The organism is Citrobacter sp. CK195 (genome assembly GCF_030333365.1).
GTDB classification, from domain to species: Bacteria; Pseudomonadota; Gammaproteobacteria; order Enterobacterales; family Enterobacteriaceae; genus Citrobacter_B; species Citrobacter_B koseri.
The window spans coordinates 379,277-405,018 of sequence record NZ_JAOWGB010000023.1 but is presented as its reverse complement, the minus strand read 5'-3'; the positions used below and the strand labels follow the sequence as shown (position 1 = coordinate 405,018).

Here is a 25,742-nt window from a genome sequence, read left to right as displayed (position 1 = left end):
CCTCACTGTTCCAGCTTCTCGTGAAGCTCGATTAACTCTGTAACCAGTTCCCGCGCTAACATCGACGTCATCAGGTGATCCTGAGCATGAACCAGCACCAGGCTGACTTTCATTTTACCTTCGCCCTGATCGCCTTCAATCAGTTTCGTCTGCACGAGATGCGCTTCATTGAGCGCCATCCGCGACTGCTCCATCATCGTTTTTGCCGCAGCAAAATCGCCCTGCTTGGCCTGTTTCAGCGCCGCATAAGCCAGGCTGCGCGCCTGACCGGAGTTGATGATAAGCCCCATCACCACTTCTTCAAGTTCTTCAGCCTCTGACGGCGTACCCGCTACGTTTTCGAGATCCAACATACGTTTTCCTCTGGTTCAGCCCGGCATGGGGAGACCATGCCGGATTAAATTTAAAATTTCAGTGCGTTAGCGATTTCTTCTTCGCTTTCTTCTTGCTCAATTGCATTCTGCGCTTTGTTGGCGACAACCACGAAAGGCAGATAAATCAGCGTCGCGACGCCCAGGTTGAACAGTGCGACCAGCAGAGCGGCACGCTGCCGTTGGTGTTAAAGAACGCGCCCAGACCGGTTGGCATCGTCCACGGCGCGATGTTGGTAATCGGCGGGATAATCCCCAGGTAATACGCAATCAGCGTAATGGCGGCCAGAATCGGCTGAACCAGAATGAACGGGATAAACATCACCGGGTTCATAATAATCGGCAGGCCGAACAGAATCGGTTCGTTAATCTGGAAGATACCGGACGGCAGCGCCAGTTTTGCTACCTGGCGGTAATCCGCACGACGCGAGGCCAGGAAGATAGCGATAATCAGACCCAGCGTCGCGCCACTCCCCCCGAGGAAAATATAGGAATCGAGCATCGGTTTCGCCCAGACGTGGAACGTCTTCCCGGCTTCCAGCGCCGCATCCACGGAACCAAACTGCTGATAGATGGCGATGTTTTCCAGCGCCCACGGGGTCATAATACCGCTGTCCAGCGCGGTCAATGCCAACGAGCCGTGAATACCAAAGAACCACAGCAGCGGAACAAACAGCACATAGGCCCAGCCAACCACGCTGCCCAGCGATGCCAACGGCGTAGAAATGGTATCCATAATGATCTGGTGGAAGTTAGAACCGTAGTTCGCCAGCGCCCACGCAATGATCCCCATAATGGAGAGAATAATAAAGCCAGGAATTAACGCCGAGAATGAACGGGAAACCGACGCCGGAACGCTGTCCGGTAATCTAATGACCCAGTTGCGGCGCACAATAAAGGTAAACATTTCCGCCACGACCAGACCAATAATAATACCGGAGATAATATTCGCACCGCCCAGCCAGTTCGCGCCAACCGCATAAGCTTCGCCTACGCTATATGGCGTAACGGTCATAAAGGCCGCCACGGATAACAGCCCCGCCGCCAGCGCATCAACTTTACGCTCTTCCGCCAGCGCCATTCCGATAAAGAACGGCGCCATTAACGACATAATACCGAGCGTACCGTTATAGACGTTTCCGCCAATGCCTTTTAGACCATTCAATGTTTCAATGGTGGAAGCATCAAGCCGAATGCCTAAAGAATAAAAAAACGACCCCTCCCCAAAGCTCAGGAAAACGTTGTTGATTAATACAAACATGGCCCCCGCAAGGGTTAACGGCATTAAGCGAATAAAGCCGTTTTTGATTGCATTAACGTGCGGCTGCTTTCCTATTTTAACAGCAAAAGGAAGGAGTACCTTTTCAAGTGAAGCAATGACGTTACTCATAGAAAAATACCCTTAAATACCGCAATAAAATATTGCGGTGAATGTTTATGAAATAACTCTTTGACGGGAAAAATTAAAACAAAAAATTAATTTGCGGCGGCTTTTTTAATTGCTGCGACAGCAGCCTTAAGCACGCCTAAACCATCGACTTTGCCGTACAGCAGCGAGTCAATCACTTCCACAGGTTTGTTGGGTAACAAACGCTGAATTTCGGGTAACATATAAGCAATTTGTGGGCCTAATAACACGACATCCGCTGAAAGACCTTTTTCTCCTGCCAGCGTCTCAGGAAATGCGTCAATAATAACCGGCACTTCATATTTCTCAGCCTGAGCGCGCATCTTCGATACCAGTAAAGAAGTCGACATGCCCGCAGAACAAAACAGATAAATGTGTTTCTTTTCCATAAAAACGATCCTCATATGCGATTATCTGTTAGCCAGCCATTCCGCAAGCCTTAACCTGCATCCATGCACTGGACAACTTGCGTAACCGAATTTACTTTTTTAGGTGGCTGAAATGAGTATACGGGATAGAACTGGCGGATGGTATTTCTTTGACTAACAAAATTGTCTCTCATTGACCTGGTGTTATGACCCCTCTCACATTTCAGGCAAATATTTCGCGACAATAAATAAGATTATCCCAGGAACAAAAAAACCGGCACACAGGCCGGTTCATACATATGCTCAGGCAATATACAGTTGTTACTGCTTCGGAGCCTGCGGATCGGTGTCATACTCTGCACAGCTCTGGTAGCCGGAGTTAATCACATGTCCAGTATCATCCAGCGCGACAAAATAGGTTTCAGCTTTACCATCACGTTGACCCAGGATGTAGGTCTGGCAAGTACCGCGCGCATGAATCATGCTCACTTCAGATGATGGCTTACCGGCAATCTGCTCAACTTGCGACCGGCTCATCCCTTTTTTCACATCTTTTACTACAGGCTGGACAAATTGGTCTTTTGTACGATCGTACGCCGTACACCCTGCCAGCATAGTCATTACCGCCGCTGCACTCAGAATTCCTGCTATATTCTTGTTCATTTTCCGTCCTCTTGTTTATCAGCGTGTTATATAAGCCTGGAATACATCAGGGCTTTTTTCAAGCCCACAATCGATGCAACAAATCTTTCAGAAAATTCCAATTAAACAAAACGATGTCGTTTTAATGCCGTAAATTGCGCCACTCAGGCCGTGGAGTCTTGTCGTTTAGAGAGCAAAGCGTTAGCTTTAACGCAGTATATTTATTCTGAAAATCTTCGGAGGGGTTAAATGACGCTACAGCAAGAGATAATCCGGGCGCTTGGCGCAAAACCGCACATTAATGCAGAAGAGGAAATTCGCCGCAGCGTAGATTTCCTGAAAGCGTACCTGAAAACATATCCCTTCCTGAAATCCCTGGTACTGGGTATCAGCGGAGGGCAGGATTCGACGCTGACGGGCAAATTGTGCCAGACCGCAATTACTGAACTGCGTGAAGAGACAGGGAACGACGCCCTGCAATTTATTGCCGTGCGTCTGCCATTCGGCGTGCAGGCCGACGAGCAGGATTGTCAGGATGCAATCGCGTTTATTCAGCCGGACAGAGTCCTGACCGTCAATATTAAAGGCGCCGTTCTGGCCAGCGAGCAGGCATTGCGTGAAGCAGGCATTGAATTAAGCGATTTTGTTCGCGGCAACGAAAAAGCCCGCGAACGCATGAAGGCGCAGTACAGTATCGCCGGAATGACCCACGGTGTGGTGGTCGGCACCGATCATGCCGCCGAAGCGGTGACGGGTTTCTTCACTAAATATGGCGATGGCGGTACCGATATTAACCCGCTTTTCCGTCTGAACAAGCGCCAGGGAAAACAGCTGCTCGCCGCGCTGGGTTGCCCGGAACATTTATACAAGAAAGCGCCAACGGCGGATCTCGAAGACGATCGCCCTTCTCTGCCGGACGAAGCGGCGCTGGGCGTCACCTATGACAACATTGATGATTATCTGGAAGGGAAAACGCTGGATGCCAGCGTCGCGAAAATCATCGAAGGTTGGTATATCCGAACGGAACACAAGCGTCGCACACCCATTACGGTGTTTGACGATTTCTGGAAGATATCATAATCGCCGGATGGCGACGTACCGTCTTATCCGGCCTACATCGCTGTATAACTCCCGTAGGCCCGATAAGCGAAGCGCGAACGTACCGTCTTATCCAGCCTACATCGCTGCATAACTCCCGTAGGCCCGATAAGCGAAGCGCCATCGGGCGCCGTCCTGTTACACTTACTGGACGGTGTCCGGCGTATAACCCGGCAACCACGTAATCTCGCTAAACAACAGCTGTCCTTCTGGCTTCAACAACCGTAACGTGTGTTTCCCGTCATGCCAGCAGGCGCCCTGATCGGCGGTCAGGAGCTTGTCTCCCAGTTGCCAGGCGCCGCTAATAACAAACACAACGCCACCGCGCGAACCGAAGGTCGTAAACGTGCGATCGGCAACCCTGACCTTCGCCTTACAGCGATCGCGTCGGGTCATGATATTGAGATCCATCGACATTTGCCCTTCCGACAGCGTGGCTTTCACGACGCTATCGCCTGCAAACGTGAACGGCTGATGTCGCTTGAGGGTATGGGTAAACGCATTCACGCCTTCCAGCATCACCTCTCCGCCTTCCAGTAACGTAATAACGCGCTCAACCCCAGGAAAAAGGGAAAACTCCCCGTTCCCGGCGATAGACGCAATACTGGCGCGCCAGTGAAAATCCCGCGTCGCCGGAGGAAAACAACAAATCTCGCGCGTTTCGCCCGCACCATTGCGCCAGAGGTTTACCGGCATTTTACGGATATCAAAGTATTCCATTATCACTCCCGAGAAGGACGCAGCGCCATAATATGGCACATTGTTGTTATCGGCAGCAGTGAAGATTTACCTTAACGAGAAGAAAAGAAAAACCGCCGATCCTGTCCACATCGAGAAGAGATGTTGTGAACAGGACCGGCGGTCTTGAATGCGTTAGCATAACGCTGAGGGATTACTCAGCAGGTGGTGTTGGCATTTTACCTTCCGGCGCCGGACGTTCTGTCAGACGCTTCTCAAAATTGGCATTAAACTGTTTTTTCTGTTCCGGCGTCAGAATGTTGTAGATCTTATTCTGCGTTTCCATGTGCGCCAGCATATTGGCTTTACGCTGTTCTTCCATCTTCGCAATCTGCGCTTCAGCTTTCGCCTTATCGAAGCTGTCGCTGGCGATGATATCGTGCATTGCGCGGCGCTCTTCCAGCGGCGGACGTTTCATCTGGTCACGCTGACCTTTCATAATGTCGCGGATTTGCTGTTTCTGCGCGTCGGTCAGGTTCAAATCTTTGAACATCATGTCATGATGCGGACCGAATTTGCCTTTGTGGTGCATCATCGGCTTCGCATCTGCCGGAGCAGCGGTAGTGGTATCAGCCGCGTGAGCCAGGTTCGCAGCGCCCAGCGCCAGGGTAGAGGCAACAAACAGTGCAGTTAATTTACGCATAATCTATGTCCTTCCTTTCAGTTATTCTTTCGGCGTAGCGCCGTGTTGACGAGATAAACTTTACCGCCTTAATCGTCAATTAGTCAGAGCAACGGTAAAACAATGAAAGTGTAAAAAACAATTTTTCGTCAATTATGAAGAAAAAAAGAATAAATCGAGGAGAGTTGCAATATTTTATTGCAACCGGATGATTTTGCAGGAAATATGAAGAACTATACCTGACCGGTGACTATTAATAAAGCAGTTTACCAGGATTAATCCGTAATAAATCGCGATAGCACACAAAAATAAGATCCTCAGACGTTCGCCTGAGGGGAGAAATAATTACGCGAGTTTTTCCAGCATCAGGCCAGCGCGTAAACCACAGGCCACATTAGGGTTAGGAAAGAGAACATATTCAACATCATGGGTAACGATCACCTGCTCATCGCCATCCTGCGCCAGTAGCGTTCCTTCTTTGAACGGCGTGAAATTCAGCGTCTGGTTATCCATATAGAGAACAAACGCGTCGCTGCGGCGTGTAATTTGCGCCACCACGCGATAGCGAATCGGCCTCGTTCCCCCTTCCATCGGCTTTTCTCCCGCCAGCAACGTCGCCAGCGCCTGCGCGGTAGGGGTAAATTGCGTCAGATCGTTGTGCCCAAACGGCAGCGCTTTGCCCAACTCCAGCGTGCAGGACAACGCGCCAAAATGCTCACAGCTAAAATGCGTAAAGGTGCCGCCCGGCGTTTGATGAAAAACCAGCGCCTCCAGCCCTGCTGCCCCCAGCCATGACAAAAAGTGTTCATCCCAGGGGATCGGCCGTTGCGGCAAGACGCCAAACCGAACGTGGCGGGAGCCGCGAATCGCAGTATGCAGATCGAGATGCCAGCGTATCCGCGTTTTGCGGCGGGAATAAAAATCCTCCAGCAGCTGTTCCAGCTCGCGGGCGCGCAGCGTTTCCCCGCTCTCCTCGAACATCTGCCAGCGCCCGCCGAACATACGGTTCATATCGCTATGGCAATAGCGTACCCCCTCGGCCAGCGCCGGAGGATTCCCCAGAATCACCAGCAATCGCCAGCGCAGGGGGATTTTCCCTTCAAACAGCGCCGAAAGGAGTGCGTCCAGCATTTCCACAGGCGCCGTTTCATTGCCGTGGATGCCCGCAGAGAGCACCAGAGCGCGGTCAACCTCAACGGCAGGCGTAAGTTCAAGCACACCAGGCATCTGCCAGCGCCAGTGAAAGCTCTCCGTTTCCCCTTGCGTAATATCGGGGGATATTCCTGCCAGCGTCTGCGCCAGAAAGTTATCCATTCCCTGCGCCCTCCTGCTGGAAGGGATACACCGACCCCAGGTTAAGCAGTTGCGTCAGCGTATCAAGCGCCTCCCGCCCTTCATGCAGCAATTGCGGATCGGCCAGATCGGCGGCGGTGAGGCGGTCGCGATAATAACGGTCCACCCAGTCATTGAGCGTGCTGAACAGGGTATCGTTCATCATCACCGCCGGATTCACCGCCCGCAGCTCATCCTCGGTCAATACCACGCGCAAGCGTAAACAGGCCGGGCCGCCACCGTTCGCCATACTTTCGCGCAGGTCGAACACGCGCAGATCGCTGATGGGGTTATCAGCCGCCAGCAACACGTTCAGATACCGCCACACACCGGCATGTTCCCGGCACTCCTGCGGCAGAACCAGCGCCATCGAGCCGTCATCGCGGCTTAAAAGCTGACTATTAAACAGGTACGTGGCGACGGCATCCTGCACAGAAACCTCCCGGGCAGGCACCTCAAGCGGCATAAATCCCGCCACGCGCGACCGGAGCTGGCGCATCAGCTCGCCCTGCTTTGCGAACGCCTGTTCATGGCAGAACAGCACCTGGCGGTTCGACACCGCAATCACATCATTGTGGAACACGCCGAGATCGATAACGTCTGGATTCTGCCGGGCAAAGATAACCTGATGCGGATTCACCTGGTTAAGACGCGCCACCGCTTCACTGGCCTCGCGGGTTTGCCGCGCCGGATAGCGCACCGGACGCGTATCGACGCCCTCTTCACGCCCATAGACAAACAGCTGAATGCCCGGCGCGCCATAATCACCGCCGAGCCGGTTATGGTTGGCAGCGCCTTCATCCCCCAGCAGCGCCACCTGCGGCAGCGCGTCGTGCACTGCGAAAAACTGCGCGTCACGGAAGATGGCCCGCAACAAAGACGCCGTGGTCGGCGCCTCCAGCGCGCGGTGAAATTTGTTGTTCAGGTTCGCCACCGTCAGATGCACTTTGCCGTCAAGCGCGTCCGCTGAAGGACATACCGTCGCCGCATTCGCCACCCACATCGGCGAAGCGGAGCTGACGCTGGAGAGCCAGTGAGGCGCCTGGCGCGCCACTTTCTCCAGCACCTGCTCGTCCTGCCCGCTAAAACCTAGCTGACGAAGCACGGGAATAAACGGCCGCTCGTGCGGGGGGATGACCGCCTGAGGGAACCCCGCATCCGCCAGCGCTTTCATCTTGAGTAAGCCCTGCTTCGCCGCCAGGCGGGGATTCGACACCTGAAAGCGGTGCTGTATCGACGCCTCGTTACCAAAGGACAGCCCTGCATAGTGGTGGGTTAACCCCACCAGACCGTCAAAATTCACTTCATGCGCTTTCATACCGGTTCCTCGCGAGAGAAGTCCAGCCCCGGACTGAGCGAATCGGGCAGTACAAGCGTCGGCGATTCCAGGCTCGCCATCGGCCAGGCGCAATAATCTGCCGCATACCAGGCGCTGGGGCGATGGTTCCCCGACGCGCCAACGCCGCCAAACGGCGCCGTGCTGGCCGCTCCGGTCAGCGGTTTGTTCCAGTTAACAATACCCGCACGCGCCTCCAGCAGTAGCTGGTCGAACTGCTTACGATCGGGAGACACCAGCCCGCACGACAACCCGAAGCGGGTGTTATTCGCCATACGAATGGCTTCATCAAAGCGCTCATAGCGCCAGACGCTCAGTAACGGGCCAAACACCTCGTCATCCGGGACCTGCTTCACGCCGGTCATTTCGATAATGCCCGGCGTCAACAAGGACGTTCCCGCTTTCAGCATACGTGGGGCCAGCAGCGTTCGTCCGCCCATCGCCTCAAGACGCTGCCAGGCCTCATACACATGACGCGCAGCCGGTTCGGAAATCAGCCCGCCGATAAACGGCTGCGGTTCATCATCCCACTCACCCGGCGTTAAACGCTGACTCACCTCCAGCAGGCGCGCCAGAAACGCGTCGCCCTGTTCCCCGCGTTTCACCAGCAAACGGCGGGCGCAGGTGCAGCGCTGTCCGGCGGTGACAAACGCCGACTGAATCGTGAGGTGTACCGCCGCATCAATGTCCTCTGGATTCTCAATGATGAGCGGGTTATTCCCTCCCATTTCCAGCGCCAGGATTTTTTCCGGTTGCCCGGATAACTGACGGTGCAACTGATACCCCGTATTCGCGCTGCCGGTAAAGAGCAGACCGTCAAGCGCATCCAGCGCGCTGAGCGCCTGTCCCGTTTCGCGCCCTCCTTGCACCAGGTTGAGTACGCCTGGCGGCACCCCCGCCTGTTGCCACAGTTTCATCACCGCTTCGCCAGTCCACGGCGTTAGCTCGCTCGGTTTAAAAATCAGGGTATTTCCGGCCAGCAGCGCCGGAACGATATGGCCGTTGGGTAAATGGCCGGGAAAATTGTATGGGCCAAACACCGCCAGCACGCCATGCGGACGATGGCGCAATGTCGCCGCCCCGTCCGGCAATTCGCTTTGTTGTTCTCCCGTCCGGGCATGGTATGCCTTCACCGAGATAGCGATTTTATTGATCATCGCCGTCACTTCCGTCGCCGCTTCCCAGCGAGGCTTCCCGGTTTCTCGCGCAATAATTGCCGTCAACTCCGCTTTATGAACCTCCAGCAAGGCGGCAAATTTTTCCACGATGGCCTGTCGCGCGGCGAAAGGCAGCCTGGCCCAGGCCGGAAACGCCGCACGCGCCGCACGCCCTGCCTCAGCGACCTGTGTCGCATCCGCGTCGCTGCCCTGCCAGAGCACTTCGCCATTCACCGGATTCGTTTTGACCCGGCGCTCCCCCTGACCAGTTACCCAGTCGCCATTTATCCATAAAGTCATGCGGTTTTCTCCTCAGCGCAAAGACGTACCAGACGAACGCGATCTCCCGCGTGGCATTTGAGCGCATCAAGTTGCGCCGCAGTCAGCACCAGACGTTGCGTATCCGGGTCGGTACGAATCAGCATGGCGCGAAAATGATGATAATTTTCATTGGCGACCAGACACGCCGGAAACTCGCCCGGCGCGGGCTGGCCTTCCACCACGTCCAGCAGGCGGCTTTTACGGATTGCCCGAACCCGATCAATGTCGCACTCCAGCGTCGGGCCGCCGTCGAAAATGTCGATATAGTTGCGGTAGCGGAAACCTTCTTTCTCCAGTACCGTTCTGGCTGGCGCCGTTTGCGGATGTACTTCGCCAATCACCGCCTGCGCGTCTTCCGATAAGAAATGGGTGTAAATAGGGTGCTTCGGCATCAGTTCAGCAATAAACGCCTTCTGCCCGGTGCCGCATAAATAGTCTGCCCGGCTGAATTCCATGGAAAAAAAGCGTTCTCCCAGGCTTTCCCAGAACGGCGAGTAGCCGTGTTCGTCGATCACGCCGCGCATTTCCGCCACAACCTTTTCATTAAATTTGTCGCGAAACGCCGCCATAAACATAAAGCGTGATTTAGAGAGCAAATAGCCGTTGCCCTCTTTGCGCCAGTCGGGGTCGAGGAACAGCGTGCACAATTCGCTGCTCCCGGTGTGATCGTTACTGAGGAACAGCGTCGGCAGCGCGTTATAGACATTCAGCTCTTTAGAAGCATGCACCAGCGTGCCAACGCGATAGTTGTACCAGGGATCGTTCAACCCCACGGCCACCTCAATCGCACAAATTCCCGCAACGCTTCCCGTATCGCTGTCCTCCAGCACGAACACGTAACCCTGTTCGCTTTTCGGCAGTTCGCCACGCCACGTTTTTAGCGCGCGCTCAATACGCGACGTCAGCGTCGCTTCATCTGCTGGCAGAGAGGTCAGGCCGCCGCCGGTTTTACTGGCAAGCTGCATTAACGCACTGACATCACGTCGTTCGACGGGGCGGATCACCATCATGACGAACCTCCTGCTTTGATGCGTTCACAGGCCAGCGCAAAGCGATCCAGCCCGGTTGCCACTTCCTCTTTGCTGACGTTTAACGCAGGTGCGAAACGCACCACGTTAGCGCCCGCAATCAGCACCATCACTCCGGCTTTTGCGGCTTCCTGTGAAATAAGTTTAGCTTTTCCGGCAAACTCAGCCTCCAGAACACAGCCAATAAGCAGCCCCAGTCCACGAATTTCACTGAACAATCCGAAGCGTTCATTTATGGCATTCAGGCGTTCGACAAACCAGTCATGGCGTTGCTTAACGCCGTTCAGCATTTCCGGCGTATTGACGATTTCCAGCAGCTTTCCCGCCACCGCAGAAGCCAGCGGGTTGCCGCCGTAGGTGGTTCCGTGAGTGCCTACCGTCATCACGCTGGCGCATTTTTCAGTGGCCAACAGCGCCCCGATGGGGAAACCGCCGCCCAGCGCTTTCGCAGTGGTAAGCAGATCGGGGGTGACGCCATAATGCATGTAGGCATACAGCTCGCCGGTACGCCCAACCCCCGTTTGTACTTCATCAAAAATCAGCAAGGCATTGTGTCGGTCGCACAATTCGCGCAGCCCCTGTAAGAATGCTTTCGTGGCCGGGAGCACGCCCCCTTCGCCCTGCATGGGCTCCACGATCACCGCGCATGTCGTGTCATCAATCAGTTCTCTGGCCGCGTTGAGATCGTTATACACGGCATGGCGGATATCCGGCGGCAGCGGAGCGAAATCCTGTGAATACGCGGGCTGCCCGCCTGCGCTGACGGTAAACAGCGTGCGGCCATGAAAGGCATTTTTGAATGCCACAATCCCGCTTTTATGCGTGCCAAAACGATCGTGCGCATACTTACGCGCCAGTTTCAGCGCCGCTTCGTTGGCCTCCGCGCCGGAGTTACAGAAGAAGACGCGTTCAGCAAAGGTGGCGTCAATCAGCATCTTCGCCAGTCGCAGCACCGGCTCGTTGGTGTAGCCATTTCCGGTATGCCAGAATTTGCTCGCCTGCTCATTCAGCGCCTCGCGTAAAGCCGGGTGCGCATGGCCGAGCGCATTCACCGCAATTCCCCCGGCGAAGTCGATATACTCTTTCCCCTGCTGATCCCACAGACGTGAGCCTTCTCCACGAACCGGAATAAAAGGTGCCGGGGCATAGACCGGCATCATCCATTCATCAAAATTTTCACGCGTAATTGACAGAGACATAGCGACCTCTTCCGGTAAATAAAAAGTTATTTATATGTTAATAAAATGAGTGTTTGCGCTGTAAATGTAGATTGCACTGTTCGTGCCAGCCAGAGGAAAAAATGCATAAACCGGTTTTGGAAACGAAAAATCAACGGGTTACAACCCGTCGGTATTCACTATTGCTGCATAAAAAGTGAATATATTTGCGAAGAAAAGAACAAATAAGAGGAAAAATCGAAATATTATTCAGTCGCCAAATATAATTCTGGAATTGTGATCGTAGACGAAATTTATCGGAAATTATTGCATCGTTATGACGCACTCTGCCCTGAAACAGTGCAGTTTTTGCTCCATCGTTAAGGCCATTGGCAGTTATCGTTTGATTCGCGCGACAAGTGGCAGTCAGCCCGTCTAATTTCTGCTACCATCCTTGCACTATTCACCTTGCAAAGTGGCAGCGACTATGAAATTTGTCTCTTTTAATATCAACGGCCTGCGCGCCCGTCCTCATCAACTGTCAGCCATTGTCGACAAGCACCAGCCTGACGTGATCGGCTTGCAGGAGACAAAAGTTCACGACGATATGTTTCCTCTCGAAGAGGTAGCAAAGCTCGGCTATAACGTCTTCTATCACGGACAGAAAGGCCATTACGGCGTCGCGCTACTGACCAAAGAGACGCCTGTTTCTGTGCGCCGTGGTTTTCCCGACGACGGCGAAGAGGCGCAGCGCCGTATCATCATGGCGGAAATCCCGTCGCCGCTGGGCAGTATCACCGTCATTAACGGTTATTTCCCGCAGGGCGAAAGCCGTGACCACCCGCTGAAATTTCCGGCAAAAGCGCAGTTTTATCAGAACCTGCAAAACTACCTGGACAACGAACTGAAACGCGACAATCCGGTGTTGATCATGGGGGATATGAATATCAGCCCAACCGATCTGGATATCGGCATTGGCGAAGAGAACCGCAAACGCTGGCTGCGTACCGGTAAGTGCTCTTTCCTGCCGGAAGAGCGCGAGTGGATGGATCGCCTGATTAGCTGGGGGCTGGTGGATACCTTCCGTCACGCGCACCCGGAAACGGTCGATAAATTTTCATGGTTTGATTACCGCTCAAAAGGTTTCGACGACAACCGGGGGCTGCGCATCGACCTGCTGCTGGCGAGCAATCCGCTGGCCGAACACTGCGTTGAAACCGGTATTGACTATGAAATCCGCAGCATGGAAAAACCGTCCGACCATGCGCCCGTCTGGGCAAAATTCCGGGTCTGATAAACGCAGGTGAACGCGAAAAAACGACTGCTCTCAGGTTTTTTAATCATCTGCATCGCCGGGGTGGTGTGGGCTTTGCCCCCCGGTTTTCTCTCCCTTGATACCCTGAAACGCTATCACACGATGCTGGCGGCCTGGCAGCAACAGTCGCCATTCCTGAGCGCCGGTCTCTATTTTCTGGTCTATACGCTGGTGGCGGCCTTATCGATTCCCGGCGCTGCGCTGCTGACGCTGCTCGGCGGCGCGCTATTCGGACTCTGGCAAGGAACGCTGCTGGTCTCCTTCGCGTCAACCCTCGGCGCTACGCTCGCCATGCTGGCCAGCCGCTACCTGCTGCGGGAGTGGATCTCCCGCCGGTTCGCACGCCAGATGCAAACCGTAAATCATGGTATGGCGCGCGACGGCGCCTTTTATCTGTTTGCGCTACGCGTAATGCCGCTGTTCCCCTTTGTTCTCGTTAATTTACTCGCCGGGTTGACGTCAATCCGCGTACGTCAATACTGGTGGATCAGTCAGGCGGGCATGTTTCCGGCAACGGTGATTTATCTCAACGCCGGACGCCAGCTCAGCCAGTTGACATCAATACGCGACATCATTTCCCCCGGTATGCTGGCGGCCTTTGCCCTGCTGGGGCTGTTACCACTGGCCTCCCGTTGGCTGGTTAAGCGTTTTTTACGATCCTAATTTCAGGAGCGATCATGCGTCGTACTCTATTACTGGCGGGTCTGCTGTTGACGGGCCATGTGCAAGCCGTCGAAAACTGGCAGGCGGTGAAAGATGAAGCCAAAGGCCAGACCGTCTGGTTTAACGCCTGGGGCGGCGACAATGCCGTTAATCAGTATCTCGACTGGGTCAGCGGCGAGATGAAAACGCATTACACCATTAACCTCAGGATTGTCCGGCTTGCGGATGCCGCCGATGCCGTGAAACGCATTCAGACTGAGTCCGCCGCCGGGCGTAAAACCGATGGTTCCGTCGATCTGCTGTGGGTAAATGGCGAGAACTTCCGCACGCTGAAAGAAGCCGGACTGCTGCAAACCCACTGGGCGGAAACGCTGCCAAACTGGCGCTATGTCGATACGCGCAAACCGGTACGCGAGGATTTTTCCATGCCGACGCAAGGGGCGGAGTCACCCTGGGGCGGCGCGCAGTTAACCTTCATTGCTAACCGGGATATTACGCCGCAGCCGCCGCAAAGCCCGCAGGCGCTACTCGCTTTTGCGAAAACCCATCCCGGTACGGTCACCTACCCACGGCCGCCGGATTTTACCGGGACGGCGTTTCTGGAACAGCTGTTACTGGCGTTAACCCCTCAACCGGATGCGCTCAAGGTCGCGCCGGATGACGCGACGTTCGATTCCGTCACCGCGCCGCTATGGGCATACCTCGATGCGCTGCATCCCAGCCTGTGGCGGAAGGGAAAAGACTTCCCTCCCTCTCCCGCCCGGATGGACACGCTGCTGCAAGCCGGTTCTCTGCGCCTGTCTCTGACGTTTAATCCCGCTCATGCGCAGCAAAAGATCGCCAGCGGCGAGCTGCCCAAAACCAGCTACAGTTTCGGTTTTTCACAAGGCATGATTGGCAACGTGCATTTTGTTACAATCCCGGCAAACGCCCGCGCCAGCGCAGGCGCAAAGGTGGTTGCCAATTTCCTGCTCTCTCCCGACGCGCAGTTGCGCAAAGCCGATCCGGCGTTCTGGGGCGATCCTTCCGTGCTTGACCCGCATAAGCTGCCCGCCGGGCAGCGGGAAGCGTTACGGTCGCGCATTCCTGACGGGTTGCCGCCTACGCTGGCGGAACCGCATTCCGCATGGGTGAACGCGCTGGAACAGGCATGGCTACGCCGCTACGGTACGCAGTAACCCTGCTGGTCTGGGGCGTGATGGCGGTCATCTGGCTGCCGCTGGTTCCTGCCGCATTCACGCTTATCACGCCCGCGCTCTCCGCTACGCACTGGCTGGCGCTGTTTAGCGATCCGCAGCTTCCGCAGGCGCTGCGGGCAACGCTGGTCTCCGTCACCCTGGCGGCAACCGGCGCGCTGGCTATTACGCTGACGATCGTCGTCGCGTTGTGGCCTGGCGCAAAATGGGCGCGTCTTTGCGCCCGCCTCCCCTGGCTACTGGCCATTCCCCATGTGGCCTTTGCCGCCAGCGCCCTGCTGCTTTTTGCCGAAGGCGGGATGCTTTATCGCCTTTTCCCCTCGCTCACGCCGCAGATGGATCGCTATGGCATCGGGCTTGGGCTCACGCTGGCCGTCAAAGAGAGCGCCTTTCTGCTCTGGGTCCTGTCGGCATTATTAAGTGAAAAACAGCTTTCGCAGCAGGTCATCGTGCTGGATACCCTGGGCTACAGCCGTCTGCAATGCCTGAGCTGGCTGCTGTTACCCGCCGTTGCGCCAGGATTAGGCGCGGTGATGCTGGCGATTGTCGCCTGGTCATTATCGGCAGTGGATGTCGCGATGATTCTGGGGCCGGGCAATCCACCTACGCTGGCAGTGTTAAGCTGGCAATGGCTGAGCCAGGGCGACGCCGACCAACAGGCCAAAGGCGCGCTCGCCAGTTTACTGCTCGTGGCGTTGCTTATGCTTTTTGCTCTGTTCGGCTATCTCATCTGGCGGGGATGGCAACGTACCCTTCCTGCCATCAACGGTTTTCGCCGCCAGCGCTTATCAGGCAGAAGCGGAAAAACGCTGGCGCTGACGCTGCCGTTAAGCGGCATGCTGTGCGTGGCGCTGCTGGCTTGTATGGCTGAACCTGCGTCGGTGAACCGCGAAGCGCTGATGAACAGCCTGCAAATGGGGCTGGCATCCGCCGTGCTGGGGTTGATGACGCTGTTCTTATGGCTGGAATGGGGGCCGCAAACCGGGCACCGCTGGGTCTGGCTGCCAATATTGCTGCCTGCGCTGCCGTTGGTCGCCGGGCAATACACTCTGGCGCTGCTCGCCGGGCAAGACGGCCAGTACGCTACCGTTATCTGGGGGCACCTGCTGTGGGTTATCCCGTGGATGTTATTCGTCCTCAAACCCGCCTGGCAGCGCATTGACCCACGTCTGGTGCTGATCGCGCAAACGCTGGGCTGGACGCGGGTTCGTATCTTCTGGCGCATCAAGTGCCCACTTTTACTGCGCCCCGCATTGTTTGCCTTCGCGGTAGGCTTTTCCGTCAGCATCGCCCAATATATGCCGACACTCTGGCTGGGCGCCGGACGCTATCCTACGCTCACCACAGAAGCCGTGGCGCTCAGCAGCGGCGGCAGTACCACAATTCTTGCGTCGCAGGCGCTATGGCAACTGCTGTTACCCCTGCTGGTTTTCGCGCTGACGGCGCTATGTTCACGCGTCATTGGCCACTATCGTCAAGGACTCCGCTAATGCTCATCGTTCAACATCTCACGCTGCGCCTGGGCAATCACCGCTTATTGAATCAGGTCGCCTTTCAGGTCAAAAAAGGTGACATTGTCACGTTAATGGGGCCTTCCGGTAGCGGAAAGTCTTCGCTGTTTTCGTGGATGGTCGGCGTACTGCCATCTCAGTTTCAGGCCTCCGGCGAGCTTTGGCTCAACGAACGACGCATCGATACGCTCCCCACCGCGCAACGTCAAATCGGTATTTTGTTTCAGGATGCCCTGTTGTTTGACCATTTCAGCGTCGGGCAGAACCTACTGCTGGCGCTGCCTGCCGCAATAAAAGGGGCGGCCAGACAAACGGAAGTGCGGCATGCTCTTGAGCGCGCCGGGCTGGACGGGTTCAGCCGCCGCGATCCGGCGTCATTGTCCGGCGGACAGCGCGCCAGGGTGGCCCTGCTTCGCGCGCTGCTGGCGCAACCGCAGGCATTACTGCTGGATGAGCCGTTCAGCCGACTGGACGCCGGGCGCCGCGACGCCTTCCGCCGGTGGGTCTTTGCCGAAGTACGGCAACAAAATATTCCGGTGGTACAGGTGACGCACGATATCCAGGATGTCCCTCCCGGCGGCACGGTGCTCCAGATGGAGGCGTGGGCGTGAATATGCCGACAAACTGCGTTAACGCAAAGTTTTTCCCTGCCAGCCAGCAGAGAATGGCGCCCTCTTATTTTAACGTCGGGCTATTCGATGAAACGTGTTTCTCAAATGACCGCGCTGGCACTGGCTTCAGGACTCGCCTGCGCTTCCTCCTGGGCTGCTGATATGGCGCAGTCGCTTACCTTCAGCCAGCTACAGCAAAAACAGGGCGCCGCAATTGATACGCGCCAGAGCGCTTTTTACAACGGCTGGCCGCAAACCCTTAATGGCCCTTCCGGTCACGAACCTTCCGCACTGAATCTGTCAGCCTCCTGGCTCGATAAAATGAGCGACGAGCAGCTCGCCGCCTGGCTGCAACTGCATCAGCTCAGGAAAGACGCCCCGCTGGCGCTGTATGGCAATGACAGTGGCGTACAGGCGGTGAAATCACGTTTACAGAAGGCAGGCTTCAGCCAGATTGCTACGCTGAGCGATGCGCTGACCGATCCTTCCCGACTGCAAAAGCTCCCTCACTTCGAGCAATTAGCATACCCACAGTGGTTGCATGCCCTTCAACAAAACCAGCCGGTTACGGCTAAACCGGCGGGAGACTGGAAGGTGATTGAAGCAGGCTGGGGCGCGCCGAAATATTATCTGCTCAGCCACATTCCCGGCGCCGGATACATCGACACCAATGAGGTGGAAAGCGAACCGCTGTGGAATAAAGTCTCTGACGCGCAGTTGAAAGCGATGCTGGCGAAACACGGTATTCGCCATGACACGACGGTTATTCTGTATGGCCGCGACGTATACGCTGCGGCGCGCGTTGCGCAGATTATGCTCTATGCGGGCGTGAAGGACGTTCGTCTGCTCGACGGCGGTTGGCAAACCTGGTCCGATGCAGGTCTGCCGGTTGAACGCGGCATGCCGACTGACGTGAAGCCGGAACCCGACTTTGGCGTGGCGATCCCGGCGCAGCCGCAGTTAATGCTGGATATGGAACAGGCCCGCGCCCTGCTGCACCGTCAGGACGCATCGCTGGTCAGTATCCGTTCCTGGCCGGAATTTATCGGCACCACCAGCGGATACAGCTATATCAAGCCAAAAGGCGAAATTGCCGGCGCGCGCTGGGGACATGCGGGCAGCGATTCCACGCATATGGAGGATTTCCATAACCCGGACGGCACCATGCGCAGCGCAGAGGATATCGCCGCCATGTGGAAGCAGTGGGATATCCTGCCGGATCAGCACGTTGCCTTCTATTGCGGCACCGGCTGGCGCGCCTCCGAAACGTTTATGTACGCGCGAGCGATGGGCTGGAAAAACGTCGCCGTGTATGACGGCGGTTGGTACGAATGGAGCAGCGATCCGAAAAATCCGGTGTCCACCGGCGAGCGCGGCCCGGACAGCAGTAAGTAGTCGTATACGCCTGATGGCGCTGCGCTTATCAGGCCTACGGGAAAGCGCCGTGCCATACTGATGCCTGATGGCGCTACGCTTATCAGGCCTACAGGGAGGCTCTTTTTCCAGGCCGGATAACCTTCAGCGTCAGGTATCCACTCCAGACCCTTGTCAGGGTGGTCATCCAGCACAACGCGCCAAATACCCACGCCAGAACGGGAAAATAACGCGGAAACAGGCAGCCCAGAACAAAAAGCAATATTGTCTCGGTGCCCTCGGTCAACCCGCCCAGATAGTAAAACGATTTGTGCGCATAGCCCGGATTATCAATCTGATGCTTCGCCGCCAGCGCCGCAAACGCCAGAAAACTACTGCCCGTACCGATAAACGCAAACAGCAGCCATCCCCCTGCCAGCGCGTTTTGTTCCGGTGCGGCCAGAATAAAGCCAAACGGAACCAGCGCGTAAAACAGAAAGTCGAGGGTGATATCAAGAAATCCCCCCGCATCGGTTAACCCTCTGCGCCGTGCCAGCGCGCCATCCAACCCGTCGAACAGGCGATTCAGCACAATGGCCGCCAGCGCGGCCAGATACCAGCCCAGCGCCAGAAACGGCAGCGCCAGCACGCCAATGGCAAATCCGAACAGCGTCAGGCCGTCCGGGGTGATCGCCGGTTTATCGAGATACGCGGCACAGCGGTGCAGGAGCGGTTTAACCCGTGGGTGCAGATGCCGGTCAAACATGTGGCGCCCCTTTCAATGCGTCACACAGCCCTTGCGAAGGAATATCCAGCGCGGCATTAAAACGCGCCGACAGGTTCTGAAAGGCGATCAGCGCCGTCATTTCGGTAATCGCGTCGTCAGTAAAATAGCGTTTCATCATCGCCTTGAGCGCCTCATCAACCTGCGGCGGCGTGGCGGTCACGGCCTCGGCATAAGCCAGTGCGACACGCTCCTCCTCGCTGAACAGCGTGGACGATTGCCACCCGGCAACGGCCTGTACTTTATCCAGCGCCCCACACCGCTCGGCCAGACGTAAACTGTTGGCATCCACACAGAAGGCGCAATGGCACACCTGCGAAACGCGCGTCATCAACAACGCGCGCATCACCGGCGTTAACCGCGCGCGCTTACGTTCCAGAAACCCGACAAACAGCGCCACCAGCCAGAACAGAAACGGCATTCGCCCCCACCAGCGCGTGGGGTGCAGAACGTCGCCGTAATGTTTTTTCTGCGTAGCGACGAGAGGTTTCAGACTGGAAGGGATATGGGTCAATGGGCTAACCCAGGGTTGTGGATCGTTCAACGCTTGCTCCTGAAGACTTTAGGTCACGCAAAGATAAGGATAGTATGTCACTTTCCGTTGTTGAACCTTGATGAATATGATGAAAACCATTGATGTCGTCGCCGCAATCATTGAGCGTGACGACAAAATATTGCTGGCTCAACGCCCGGAACATGCCGATCAGCCGGGTATGTGGGAGTTTGCCGGAGGCAAAGTGGAGTCCAGTGAGACGCAGCCTCAGGCGTTGATTCGCGAACTGCGTGAAGAGTTGGGTATTGAGGCGGTTGTCGGGCGCTATATCGCCAGCCATCAGCGCGAAGTCTCTGGCCGGCTGATCCATCTGCACGCCTGGCACGTCCCGGCGTTTACCGGCGCCGTCACCGCGCACTATCACCAGAACATGATCTGGTGTTCGCCAAAAGAGGCGCTGCGTTACCCGCTTGCGCCTGCGGACATTCCGCTGTTAGAGGCGTTTATGGCTTTACGCGACGCCAGACCAACGGATTCGTACTGAGCGTTTTTTCGTCGCGCTGGCATTGCAGCAGCACGCCTTCGGCTTTAATCACCGCCCCTTCCGAATAGTTTTGATCCTGGTAGACGCAGCACTGATTGCAGGGCTGCGCACGCTGCCCGCTGGAGCTGAACACTTCGGGCGGGACGTTAACCTCCACATCCGGGCGATAATGCTGATTCGCCAGCGCGGCAAAAGAGACCATCGCCGCTGCTGCCGCGATAAATAAACGATGCATAGCGTTTCCTTGTTATGAAGCCTACCTTCAGTATAACGGTCGTAAGCGACTGAAACTTTAGCCACTCCATCCATCGCTTTTTATTATGACGCGCGCGCCGTTATTAATTTCCCTGGCACGCCATTTTTTTTCTTGCTTACCGTCACACTGCTGGTGGTATAGTCAAAAACTGCATAAACACGAAACACAACATTATAAATATAACCATATCAATACATAAGAGGTTCTTATATCTATGGATCAGACATGTTCTCTGGAGTCGTTTCTAAACCATGTTCAACAGCGTGACCCCAATCAGACCGAGTTCGCGCAGGCCGTTCGTGAAGTAATGACCACGCTGTGGCCTTTCCTTGAGCAAAATCCTCGTTATCGTCAGATGTCATTGCTGGAACGTTTGGTTGAGCCAGAACGCGTGATCCAGTTCCGCGTGGTGTGGGTGGACGATCGTAACCAGGTGCAGGTTAACCGTGCCTGGCGCGTACAGTTTAATTCCGCCATCGGCCCGTATAAGGGCGGGATGCGTTTTCATCCTTCCGTTAACCTCTCAATACTGAAATTCCTCGGCTTCGAGCAGACGTTTAAAAATGCGCTGACCACGCTGCCGATGGGCGGCGGTAAAGGCGGCAGCGATTTCGATCCTAAAGGCAAGAGCGAAGGCGAAGTGATGCGTTTCTGTCAGGCGCTGATGACAGAACTCTATCGCCATTTAGGGCCAGACACTGACGTACCTGCTGGCGATATCGGCGTGGGCGGACGTGAAGTGGGCTTTATGGCCGGCATGATGCGTAAGCTCTCCAACAACAGCGCCTGCGTGTTCACCGGGAAAGGCCTCTCGTTTGGCGGTAGCCTGATTCGCCCGGAAGCCACCGGTTATGGCCTGGTGTACTTTACCGAAGCGATGCTCAAACGCCACGGTCTGGGTTTTGAGGGTATGCGTGTGGCGGTGTCCGGTTCCGGCAACGTGGCGCAGTACGCTATCGAGAAAGCAATGGCGTTCGGCGCTCGTGTGGTGACGGCTTCGGACTCCAGCGGCACCGTCGTGGATGAGAGCGGCTTCACCGAAGAAAAACTGGCGCGCCTGTGCGAAATCAAAGCCAGCCGTGACGGGCGCGTGGCGGATTACGCCCGCGAGTTTGGCCTGCCCTATATGGAAGGCAAACAACCGTGGTCAGTGCCGGTTGATATCGCCCTGCCGTGCGCAACGCAGAACGAACTCGACGTGGACGCCGCGCGCGTGCTGATCGCCAACGGCGTGAAAGCGGTGGCGGAAGGCGCCAATATGCCAACCACCATTGAAGCCACCGATCTGTTCCTTGAAGCCGGCGTGCTGTTCGCGCCAGGTAAAGCGGCCAACGCAGGCGGCGTGGCGACCTCCGGTCTGGAGATGGCGCAGAACGCCGCGCGAATGAGCTGGAAAGCCGAGAAAGTGGATGCGCGTCTGCACCACATCATGCTGGATATTCATCATGCCTGCGTGGAATACGGCGGCGAAAACAAACATACCAACTATGTTCGCGGGGCGAACATCGCAGGCTTCGTCAAAGTGGCCGACGCGATGCTGGCGCAGGGCGTGATTTAATTTTCCGTGGCATGCAGGCCTGATAAGCGTTGTAGGCCTGATAAGCGCAGCGCCATCAGGCATTGCCGGATGGCGGCGTAAGTGCCTTATCCGGCCTGTGCGTTATACGCTCGCCTCTTCTGACGGCGGGCTTTTTTTCGCCGCTCGCTTACGGGGCGCGCTCTTTTTCTTCTCGCCGCCACCGCCTGGCGCGACAATGCCCCGGAACTGACGTACCGGCGTGCGTTTAGCCTGATCGATCAACTGAAAAAGCGTGCCGACCAGCGGCTGCATAAAATCCTGATAGCGGCACTGCTTTTCACTGATTTGCGTCAGGACAGACTCCCAGTGCGCCGTCATATCCGGTCGGGCAGCCATCTCCGGTAACGAGTGAATCAGGGCCTTCCCGGCATCCGTTGAATGAATGTAACGCCCTTTCTTGGTCAGGAATCCGCGCCTGAATAGCAGTTCGATAATGCCCGCGCGCGTCGCTTCGGTTCCCAGCCCGTCGGTCGCTCGCAGGATCTTTTTCAGATCTTTATCCTGCACGAAACGGGCAATCCCGGTCATGGCGGACAGCAGCGTAGCATCGGTAAAATGGCGTGGCGGCTGGGTCTGACGCTCAACGACCTCGCCCTTTTCGCACAGCAGTTCGTCGTCTTTCGCCACCACCGGTAACGGCGTACCGTCGTTCTCTTCGTCACGCTCTTTATTGCCCAACAGCGTTCGCCATCCGGCCTCCGCCAGAAAACGCGCTTTGGCGACGAATTTCCCCTTCGCAATCTCCAGTTCAATGACGCATTTGCGAAATACCGCGTCCGGGCAGAATTGCATCAGGTACTGGCGTGCGATCAGGTTGTACACCTTCGCTTCATTGTCGCTGAGGAAAATTGATGAACTGCGCGCAGTCGGGATGATCGCGTGGTGAGCGTCAACTTTTTTATCATCCCAGCAGCGGTTTCGCGTGTCCGGGTCAACCACCGGCTGCGGCAACAAATCCGCGGCATGTACGCCAATGGCGTTCATCACCGCATGGCGTCCGGCAAAATGCTCTTCCGGCAGATAGCGGCAGTCGGAACGCGGATAGGTAATTAATTTGTGGGTTTCGTACAACTTCTGGCAGATATCAAGCACGTTCTGCGCACTCAGGCCAAAGCGTTTTGCCGCTTCAATCTGCAACGCAGACAGCGAAAACGGCAACGGGGCAGATTCTGATTCCCGTTTATCGTTATAGCTGGTGACGATCGCGGGCTGACCGTTAATACGATTCACCACATGCTCCGCCAGCGGACGATGCAGCAAACGCCCCTCTTCATCCTGATACGGTTCGCACGCTTCACTGGGTTGCCAGATGGCGGTAAACCGCTCCTCAGCTGGCGTGACGATATGCGCTTTCACTTCAAAGAAATCTTTGGCGACGAAGTTCTCGATCTCTTCATCGCGGCGAACCACCAGCCCGAGAACCGGTGTCTGAACACGCCCTACCGAGAGCACGCCCTGGTAGCCCGCGTTGCGCCCGAGAAGGGTATACGCGCGGGTCATGTTAATGCCGTACAGCCAGTCGGCGCGTGCACGCGCCAGCGCGGAGACGCACAGCGGCACAAATTCGCTGTTGGCGCGCAGCCGGGAAATCGCACGCTCCACCGCCTGCGGGTTAAGATCGTTGATCAGGCAACGCTGCACCTGCTGGCGTTTTTCCGGGGACAGTTGCAGATAATCCAGCACCTCGTCCACCAGCAGTTGCCCTTCGCGATCCGGGTCTCCCGCGTGAATCACTTCGCTTGCGTCATGTAAAAAGCGCTTAATGACATTGAGCTGCTTCATCACGGAAGGACGCGGCTGGAGCTGCCACTTTTCCGGCACAATCGGCAGATCGGCCAGATTCCAGCGCGCATAACGACCGTCATACGCGTCCGGCTGCGCCTGTTCAAGCAGATGGCCGATGCACCAGGTGACCACCTGTCCATTCCCGCATTCGATAAAGCCGTCGCCTTTGCGGTGCGGCTTTGGCAGCACATCCGCAATGGCGCGGCCCAGACTCGGCTTTTCGGCAATAAACAACCGCATCGAATTAACGGATCTCTACCATGGCGCGACCGCCACGGGCGTCAACCAGTTCACCAATCGCCGTCAGTTCAATACCAAACTCCGCCGCGGTGACTTTCACTTCCTCTACCGCTTCCGGCGTCACCGCCAGCAGCAGGCCGCCAGACGTTTGCGGATCGCACAGCAGATCACGCACCTCGCGCGGCATGTCGCCCATCAGATGACCGTAGCTGGCGAAATTACGCTCCGTCCCCCCCGGCACTGCGCCAAGTTTAATGTACTCTTCGACGCCCGGCAGTTTTGGAATGTCCTGATAGCAGATCCGCGCCTGCACGCCTGCGCCCTGGCACATTTCGCTAAGGTGCCCCAGCAGACCAAAACCGGTCACGTCGGTCATCGCTTTCACGCCGTCGATATGGGCAAACGACGCCCCCGCAATGTTCATCCGGCACATCACTTCTGTCGCCAGCCCCTGATGTTCCGGCTTGAGCAGTGATTTTTTCTCGGCGGTGGTCAACACGCCAATGCCCAGCGGCTTGGTGAGGAACAGTTTGCATCCGGCCTGCGCGGTGCTGTTTTTCTTCACGCGCTCGGTCGGCACCACGCCGGTGACAGCCAGACCGAAGATGGGCTCAGGCGCGTCGATAGAGTGCCCGCCCGCCAGCGCAATACCCGCCTGACGACAGGCAAAACGCCCGCCTTCGGTGACTTCCCGGGCAATTTCCGGCGACAGTTTGTTGATGGGCCAGCCCAGAATGGCGATCGCCATAATCGGTTTGCCGCCCATCGCGAAGATATCGCTGATGGCGTTGGTCGCCGCAATACGGCCAAAATCAAACGGATTATCGACAATCGGCATAAAGAAGTCGGTGGTGCTGATGATGCTGGTGCCATTACCCAGGTCGTATACCGCCGCGTCATCGCGGGTTTCATTGCCCACAAGCAGGTTCGGGTCGACAAACTTCGCCTGCTCGCTGTGCAGGATGGTTTCCAACACTTTAGGGGAAATTTTACAACCGCAACCGGCTCCGTGGCTGTATTGCGTTAAACGAATAGCGTGCTCGCTCATGGACATCTCCTGTCATTGCAATCGGGCTATGGTAGCGCTCATTCCATGACGTGGTAAGAGAGAGTGTCTGAATTCCGGCGTCTTTGCTCATAATCCAGACAGTTTTGCCGAATAATCGGCAGGCGCTCACCGAAAAAGCCGCCTGCCGGGGCCATGACGCTTAGAAATACGTCACGAAAGACGTCGGGTCCGGTACGCTGATGGTCGTTGACGCTTTCAGCTGCGGCGTGCCCAGATAGAGGAAGCCTACAATTTTATCCTGTGCGCGACAGCCGAACGCCTCGCGAACCACCGGGCTTTCGGTTAACGCGCCGCTGCGCCAGATGCCGTTGAAGCCTTGCGCAATCGCCGCCATCTGCATCGCCATAACCGCACATCCTGCTGACATCTCCTGCTCCCACAGCGGCACTTTGTGGTTCTCCTCGCATTTCGCCACCACCGTGATGATCAGCGGCGCACGAAATGGCGCGGTGCGCGCTTTCTCTATCGCTTTCTCATCGCCTTCCGCCGCAATGGCGCCCTGCTCCAGAACAGCGCTGAAGCGCTCACGCCCCTCACCTTCAATCACAAAAAAACGCCAGGGTTGCAGGGATTTGTGATCGGGTACGCGCATGCCCGCGCGCAGAATATTTTGTAACTGTTCACCCGCAGGCGCGGGCTCGGCCAGACGAGAGGCGCTACGACGGTTTACAAGTAATTCGAGTGCGTCCATTTGGTTAACTCCAGCAATGATATTTATTCACAAAATTAACACGAGAGGGGATTTAGTTACAGCACAGGCAGTGA

Annotated in this window: 25 protein-coding genes and 1 pseudogene; 9 read left to right on the top strand and 17 right to left on the bottom strand. The window is 56.2% G+C overall.

Annotation, left to right across the window (positions count from 1 at the left end):
* Positions 1-2: 2 nt before the first annotated feature.
* From chbA to osmE, 4 genes and pseudogenes are all read right to left on the bottom strand, one after another.
* The gene (gene chbA / locus OGX93_RS10475) at positions 3-353 is read right to left on the bottom strand and encodes a PTS N,N'-diacetylchitobiose transporter subunit IIA (protein ID WP_012132627.1); all 351 of its coding nucleotides are present in this window, start codon (positions 351-353) and stop codon (positions 3-5) included.
* Between the two features lie 50 nt (positions 354-403).
* Positions 404-1,761: pseudogene (chbC, locus tag OGX93_RS10470) on the bottom strand (PTS N,N'-diacetylchitobiose transporter subunit IIC).
* 86 nt (positions 1,762-1,847) lie between these two features.
* A complete protein-coding gene (chbB, locus tag OGX93_RS10465) occupies positions 1,848-2,168 on the bottom strand; it encodes a PTS N,N'-diacetylchitobiose transporter subunit IIB (RefSeq protein WP_200028167.1) in 321 nt (106 codons plus the stop codon).
* Between the two features lie 300 nt (positions 2,169-2,468).
* Complete coding sequence (gene osmE / locus OGX93_RS10460; RefSeq protein WP_012132630.1) at positions 2,469-2,810, bottom strand: osmotically-inducible lipoprotein OsmE; 342 nt, start codon at positions 2,808-2,810, stop codon at positions 2,469-2,471.
* 228 nt (positions 2,811-3,038) lie between these two features.
* Between osmE and nadE the strand changes: the two genes are divergently transcribed.
* Positions 3,039-3,869, top strand: a complete 831-nt coding sequence (nadE, locus tag OGX93_RS10455) for an NAD(+) synthase (protein ID WP_114848547.1) — start codon at positions 3,039-3,041, stop codon at positions 3,867-3,869.
* Between the two features lie 162 nt (positions 3,870-4,031).
* Here nadE and ves read toward each other — a convergent pair whose 3' ends face one another.
* The 7 genes from ves to astC all read right to left on the bottom strand — a co-directional run bounded on the left by ves (position 4,032) and on the right by astC (position 11,620).
* The gene (gene ves / locus OGX93_RS10450; RefSeq protein WP_012132633.1) at positions 4,032-4,607 is read right to left on the bottom strand and encodes an environmental stress-induced protein Ves; all 576 of its coding nucleotides are present in this window, start codon (positions 4,605-4,607) and stop codon (positions 4,032-4,034) included.
* A gap of 172 nt (positions 4,608-4,779) precedes the next feature.
* Entirely contained in the window at positions 4,780-5,268 is a 489-nt protein-coding gene (gene spy, locus OGX93_RS10445; protein WP_047457387.1) for an ATP-independent periplasmic protein-refolding chaperone Spy, read from the bottom strand.
* 324 nt (positions 5,269-5,592) lie between these two features.
* Entirely contained in the window at positions 5,593-6,561 is a 969-nt protein-coding gene (astE, locus tag OGX93_RS10440) for a succinylglutamate desuccinylase (RefSeq protein ID WP_286449620.1), read from the bottom strand.
* The gene (gene astB / locus OGX93_RS10435; RefSeq protein WP_286449621.1) at positions 6,554-7,897 is read right to left on the bottom strand and encodes an N-succinylarginine dihydrolase; all 1,344 of its coding nucleotides are present in this window, start codon (positions 7,895-7,897) and stop codon (positions 6,554-6,556) included. Before astB ends, astE begins: the two co-directional genes overlap by 8 nt.
* On the bottom strand, positions 7,894-9,372 hold the full coding sequence (gene astD / locus OGX93_RS10430; RefSeq protein ID WP_058669032.1) for a succinylglutamate-semialdehyde dehydrogenase: 1,479 nt from the start codon (positions 9,370-9,372) through the stop codon (positions 7,894-7,896). Before astD ends, astB begins: the two co-directional genes overlap by 4 nt.
* Entirely contained in the window at positions 9,369-10,403 is a 1,035-nt protein-coding gene (gene astA / locus OGX93_RS10425) for an arginine N-succinyltransferase (protein WP_104868736.1), read from the bottom strand. The genes astD and astA overlap by 4 nt, the downstream gene beginning before the upstream one ends.
* Positions 10,400-11,620 (bottom strand): succinylornithine/acetylornithine transaminase, encoded by a 1,221-nt coding sequence (gene astC, locus OGX93_RS10420; RefSeq protein ID WP_101744278.1) that lies wholly within the window; start codon positions 11,618-11,620, stop codon positions 10,400-10,402. Before astC ends, astA begins: the two co-directional genes overlap by 4 nt.
* A gap of 445 nt (positions 11,621-12,065) precedes the next feature.
* On the opposite strand from astC, the gene xthA reads away from it, so the two are divergent.
* The 6 genes from xthA (at position 12,066) to OGX93_RS10390 (ending at position 18,269) form a co-directional block, all read left to right on the top strand.
* A complete protein-coding gene (gene xthA / locus OGX93_RS10415; protein WP_060816196.1) occupies positions 12,066-12,872 on the top strand; it encodes an exodeoxyribonuclease III in 807 nt (268 codons plus the stop codon).
* 9 nt (positions 12,873-12,881) lie between these two features.
* Complete coding sequence (locus OGX93_RS10410; RefSeq protein WP_012132644.1) at positions 12,882-13,556, top strand: TVP38/TMEM64 family protein; 675 nt, start codon at positions 12,882-12,884, stop codon at positions 13,554-13,556.
* Between the two features lie 14 nt (positions 13,557-13,570).
* Entirely contained in the window at positions 13,571-14,734 is a 1,164-nt protein-coding gene (locus OGX93_RS10405) for an ABC transporter substrate-binding protein (protein ID WP_286449622.1), read from the top strand.
* A complete protein-coding gene (locus OGX93_RS10400; protein ID WP_286449644.1) occupies positions 14,707-16,242 on the top strand; it encodes an ABC transporter permease family protein in 1,536 nt (511 codons plus the stop codon). The genes OGX93_RS10405 and OGX93_RS10400 overlap by 28 nt, the downstream gene beginning before the upstream one ends.
* Complete coding sequence (locus OGX93_RS10395) at positions 16,242-16,874, top strand: ATP-binding cassette domain-containing protein (protein ID WP_286449623.1); 633 nt, start codon at positions 16,242-16,244, stop codon at positions 16,872-16,874. The genes OGX93_RS10400 and OGX93_RS10395 overlap by 1 nt, the downstream gene beginning before the upstream one ends.
* An 87-nt stretch (positions 16,875-16,961) precedes the next feature.
* The gene (locus OGX93_RS10390; protein WP_112002371.1) at positions 16,962-18,269 is read left to right on the top strand and encodes a rhodanese-like domain-containing protein; all 1,308 of its coding nucleotides are present in this window, start codon (positions 16,962-16,964) and stop codon (positions 18,267-18,269) included.
* 88 nt (positions 18,270-18,357) lie between these two features.
* On the opposite strand, the gene OGX93_RS10385 is transcribed toward OGX93_RS10390, so the two are convergent.
* A complete protein-coding gene (locus tag OGX93_RS10385; RefSeq protein WP_275147341.1) occupies positions 18,358-18,993 on the bottom strand; it encodes a CDP-alcohol phosphatidyltransferase family protein in 636 nt (211 codons plus the stop codon).
* The gene (locus tag OGX93_RS10380; RefSeq protein ID WP_024130391.1) at positions 18,986-19,555 is read right to left on the bottom strand and encodes a carboxymuconolactone decarboxylase family protein; all 570 of its coding nucleotides are present in this window, start codon (positions 19,553-19,555) and stop codon (positions 18,986-18,988) included. The genes OGX93_RS10385 and OGX93_RS10380 overlap by 8 nt, the downstream gene beginning before the upstream one ends.
* Positions 19,556-19,634: 79 nt before the next feature.
* Between OGX93_RS10380 and OGX93_RS10375 the strand changes: the two genes are divergently transcribed.
* Positions 19,635-20,048: a pyrimidine (deoxy)nucleoside triphosphate diphosphatase gene (locus tag OGX93_RS10375; RefSeq protein ID WP_111925695.1), complete on the top strand. Its 414-nt coding sequence runs from the start codon at positions 19,635-19,637 to the stop codon at positions 20,046-20,048.
* On the opposite strand, the gene OGX93_RS10370 is transcribed toward OGX93_RS10375, so the two are convergent.
* Entirely contained in the window at positions 20,008-20,250 is a 243-nt protein-coding gene (locus OGX93_RS10370; RefSeq protein ID WP_172773950.1) for a YnjH family protein, read from the bottom strand. The two genes, OGX93_RS10375 and OGX93_RS10370, sit on opposite strands and share 41 nt — an antisense overlap.
* A gap of 268 nt (positions 20,251-20,518) precedes the next feature.
* Here OGX93_RS10370 and gdhA point away from each other — a divergent pair, with 268 nt between their 5' ends.
* The gene (gdhA, locus tag OGX93_RS10365; protein WP_012132655.1) at positions 20,519-21,862 is read left to right on the top strand and encodes an NADP-specific glutamate dehydrogenase; all 1,344 of its coding nucleotides are present in this window, start codon (positions 20,519-20,521) and stop codon (positions 21,860-21,862) included.
* Between the two features lie 102 nt (positions 21,863-21,964).
* Here the strand turns inward: gdhA and topB are convergent, their stop codons facing one another.
* The 3 genes from topB to OGX93_RS10350 all read right to left on the bottom strand — a co-directional run bounded on the left by topB (position 21,965) and on the right by OGX93_RS10350 (position 25,668).
* Positions 21,965-23,908, bottom strand: a complete 1,944-nt coding sequence (topB, locus tag OGX93_RS10360) for a DNA topoisomerase III (RefSeq protein ID WP_115181702.1) — start codon at positions 23,906-23,908, stop codon at positions 21,965-21,967.
* A gap of 4 nt (positions 23,909-23,912) precedes the next feature.
* Positions 23,913-24,956 carry a selenide, water dikinase SelD gene (selD, locus tag OGX93_RS10355; RefSeq protein ID WP_024130393.1) on the bottom strand — a complete coding sequence of 348 codons (1,044 nt, stop codon included), beginning with the start codon at positions 24,954-24,956 and terminating at the stop codon, positions 23,913-23,915.
* 160 nt (positions 24,957-25,116) lie between these two features.
* Entirely contained in the window at positions 25,117-25,668 is a 552-nt protein-coding gene (locus OGX93_RS10350) for an NAD(P)H nitroreductase (RefSeq protein WP_286449624.1), read from the bottom strand.
* Positions 25,669-25,742 lie beyond the last annotated feature (74 nt).

What these genes read in the sequence shown, in the direction of transcription:
- OGX93_RS10390 (WP_112002371.1), top strand. Translation starts at nt 16,962, where the DNA reads ATGAAACGTGTTTCTCAAATGACCGCGCTGGCACTGGCTTCAGGACTC.
- astA (WP_104868736.1), bottom strand. Translation starts at nt 10,403, where the DNA reads ATGATGGTGATCCGCCCCGTCGAACGACGTGATGTCAGTGCGTTAATG.
- OGX93_RS10350 (WP_286449624.1), bottom strand. Translation starts at nt 25,668, where the DNA reads ATGGACGCACTCGAATTACTTGTAAACCGTCGTAGCGCCTCTCGTCTG.
- nadE (WP_114848547.1), top strand. Translation starts at nt 3,039, where the DNA reads ATGACGCTACAGCAAGAGATAATCCGGGCGCTTGGCGCAAAACCGCAC.
- chbB (WP_200028167.1), bottom strand. Translation starts at nt 2,168, where the DNA reads ATGGAAAAGAAACACATTTATCTGTTTTGTTCTGCGGGCATGTCGACT.
- osmE (WP_012132630.1), bottom strand. Translation starts at nt 2,810, where the DNA reads ATGAACAAGAATATAGCAGGAATTCTGAGTGCAGCGGCGGTAATGACT.
- chbA (WP_012132627.1), bottom strand. Translation starts at nt 353, where the DNA reads ATGTTGGATCTCGAAAACGTAGCGGGTACGCCGTCAGAGGCTGAAGAA.
- astB (WP_286449621.1), bottom strand. Translation starts at nt 7,897, where the DNA reads ATGAAAGCGCATGAAGTGAATTTTGACGGTCTGGTGGGGTTAACCCAC.
- astD (WP_058669032.1), bottom strand. Translation starts at nt 9,372, where the DNA reads ATGACTTTATGGATAAATGGCGACTGGGTAACTGGTCAGGGGGAGCGC.
- OGX93_RS10375 (WP_111925695.1), top strand. Translation starts at nt 19,635, where the DNA reads ATGAAAACCATTGATGTCGTCGCCGCAATCATTGAGCGTGACGACAAA.
- OGX93_RS10405 (WP_286449622.1), top strand. Translation starts at nt 13,571, where the DNA reads ATGCGTCGTACTCTATTACTGGCGGGTCTGCTGTTGACGGGCCATGTG.
- astC (WP_101744278.1), bottom strand. Translation starts at nt 11,620, where the DNA reads ATGTCTCTGTCAATTACGCGTGAAAATTTTGATGAATGGATGATGCCG.
- xthA (WP_060816196.1), top strand. Translation starts at nt 12,066, where the DNA reads ATGAAATTTGTCTCTTTTAATATCAACGGCCTGCGCGCCCGTCCTCAT.
- spy (WP_047457387.1), bottom strand. Translation starts at nt 5,268, where the DNA reads ATGCGTAAATTAACTGCACTGTTTGTTGCCTCTACCCTGGCGCTGGGC.
- astE (WP_286449620.1), bottom strand. Translation starts at nt 6,561, where the DNA reads ATGGATAACTTTCTGGCGCAGACGCTGGCAGGAATATCCCCCGATATT.
- OGX93_RS10400 (WP_286449644.1), top strand. Translation starts at nt 14,707, where the DNA reads ATGGCTACGCCGCTACGGTACGCAGTAACCCTGCTGGTCTGGGGCGTG.
- ves (WP_012132633.1), bottom strand. Translation starts at nt 4,607, where the DNA reads ATGGAATACTTTGATATCCGTAAAATGCCGGTAAACCTCTGGCGCAAT.
- selD (WP_024130393.1), bottom strand. Translation starts at nt 24,956, where the DNA reads ATGAGCGAGCACGCTATTCGTTTAACGCAATACAGCCACGGAGCCGGT.
- OGX93_RS10385 (WP_275147341.1), bottom strand. Translation starts at nt 18,993, where the DNA reads ATGTTTGACCGGCATCTGCACCCACGGGTTAAACCGCTCCTGCACCGC.
- OGX93_RS10395 (WP_286449623.1), top strand. Translation starts at nt 16,242, where the DNA reads ATGCTCATCGTTCAACATCTCACGCTGCGCCTGGGCAATCACCGCTTA.
- OGX93_RS10370 (WP_172773950.1), bottom strand. Translation starts at nt 20,250, where the DNA reads ATGGTCTCTTTTGCCGCGCTGGCGAATCAGCATTATCGCCCGGATGTG.
- gdhA (WP_012132655.1), top strand. Translation starts at nt 20,519, where the DNA reads ATGGATCAGACATGTTCTCTGGAGTCGTTTCTAAACCATGTTCAACAG.
- topB (WP_115181702.1), bottom strand. Translation starts at nt 23,908, where the DNA reads ATGCGGTTGTTTATTGCCGAAAAGCCGAGTCTGGGCCGCGCCATTGCG.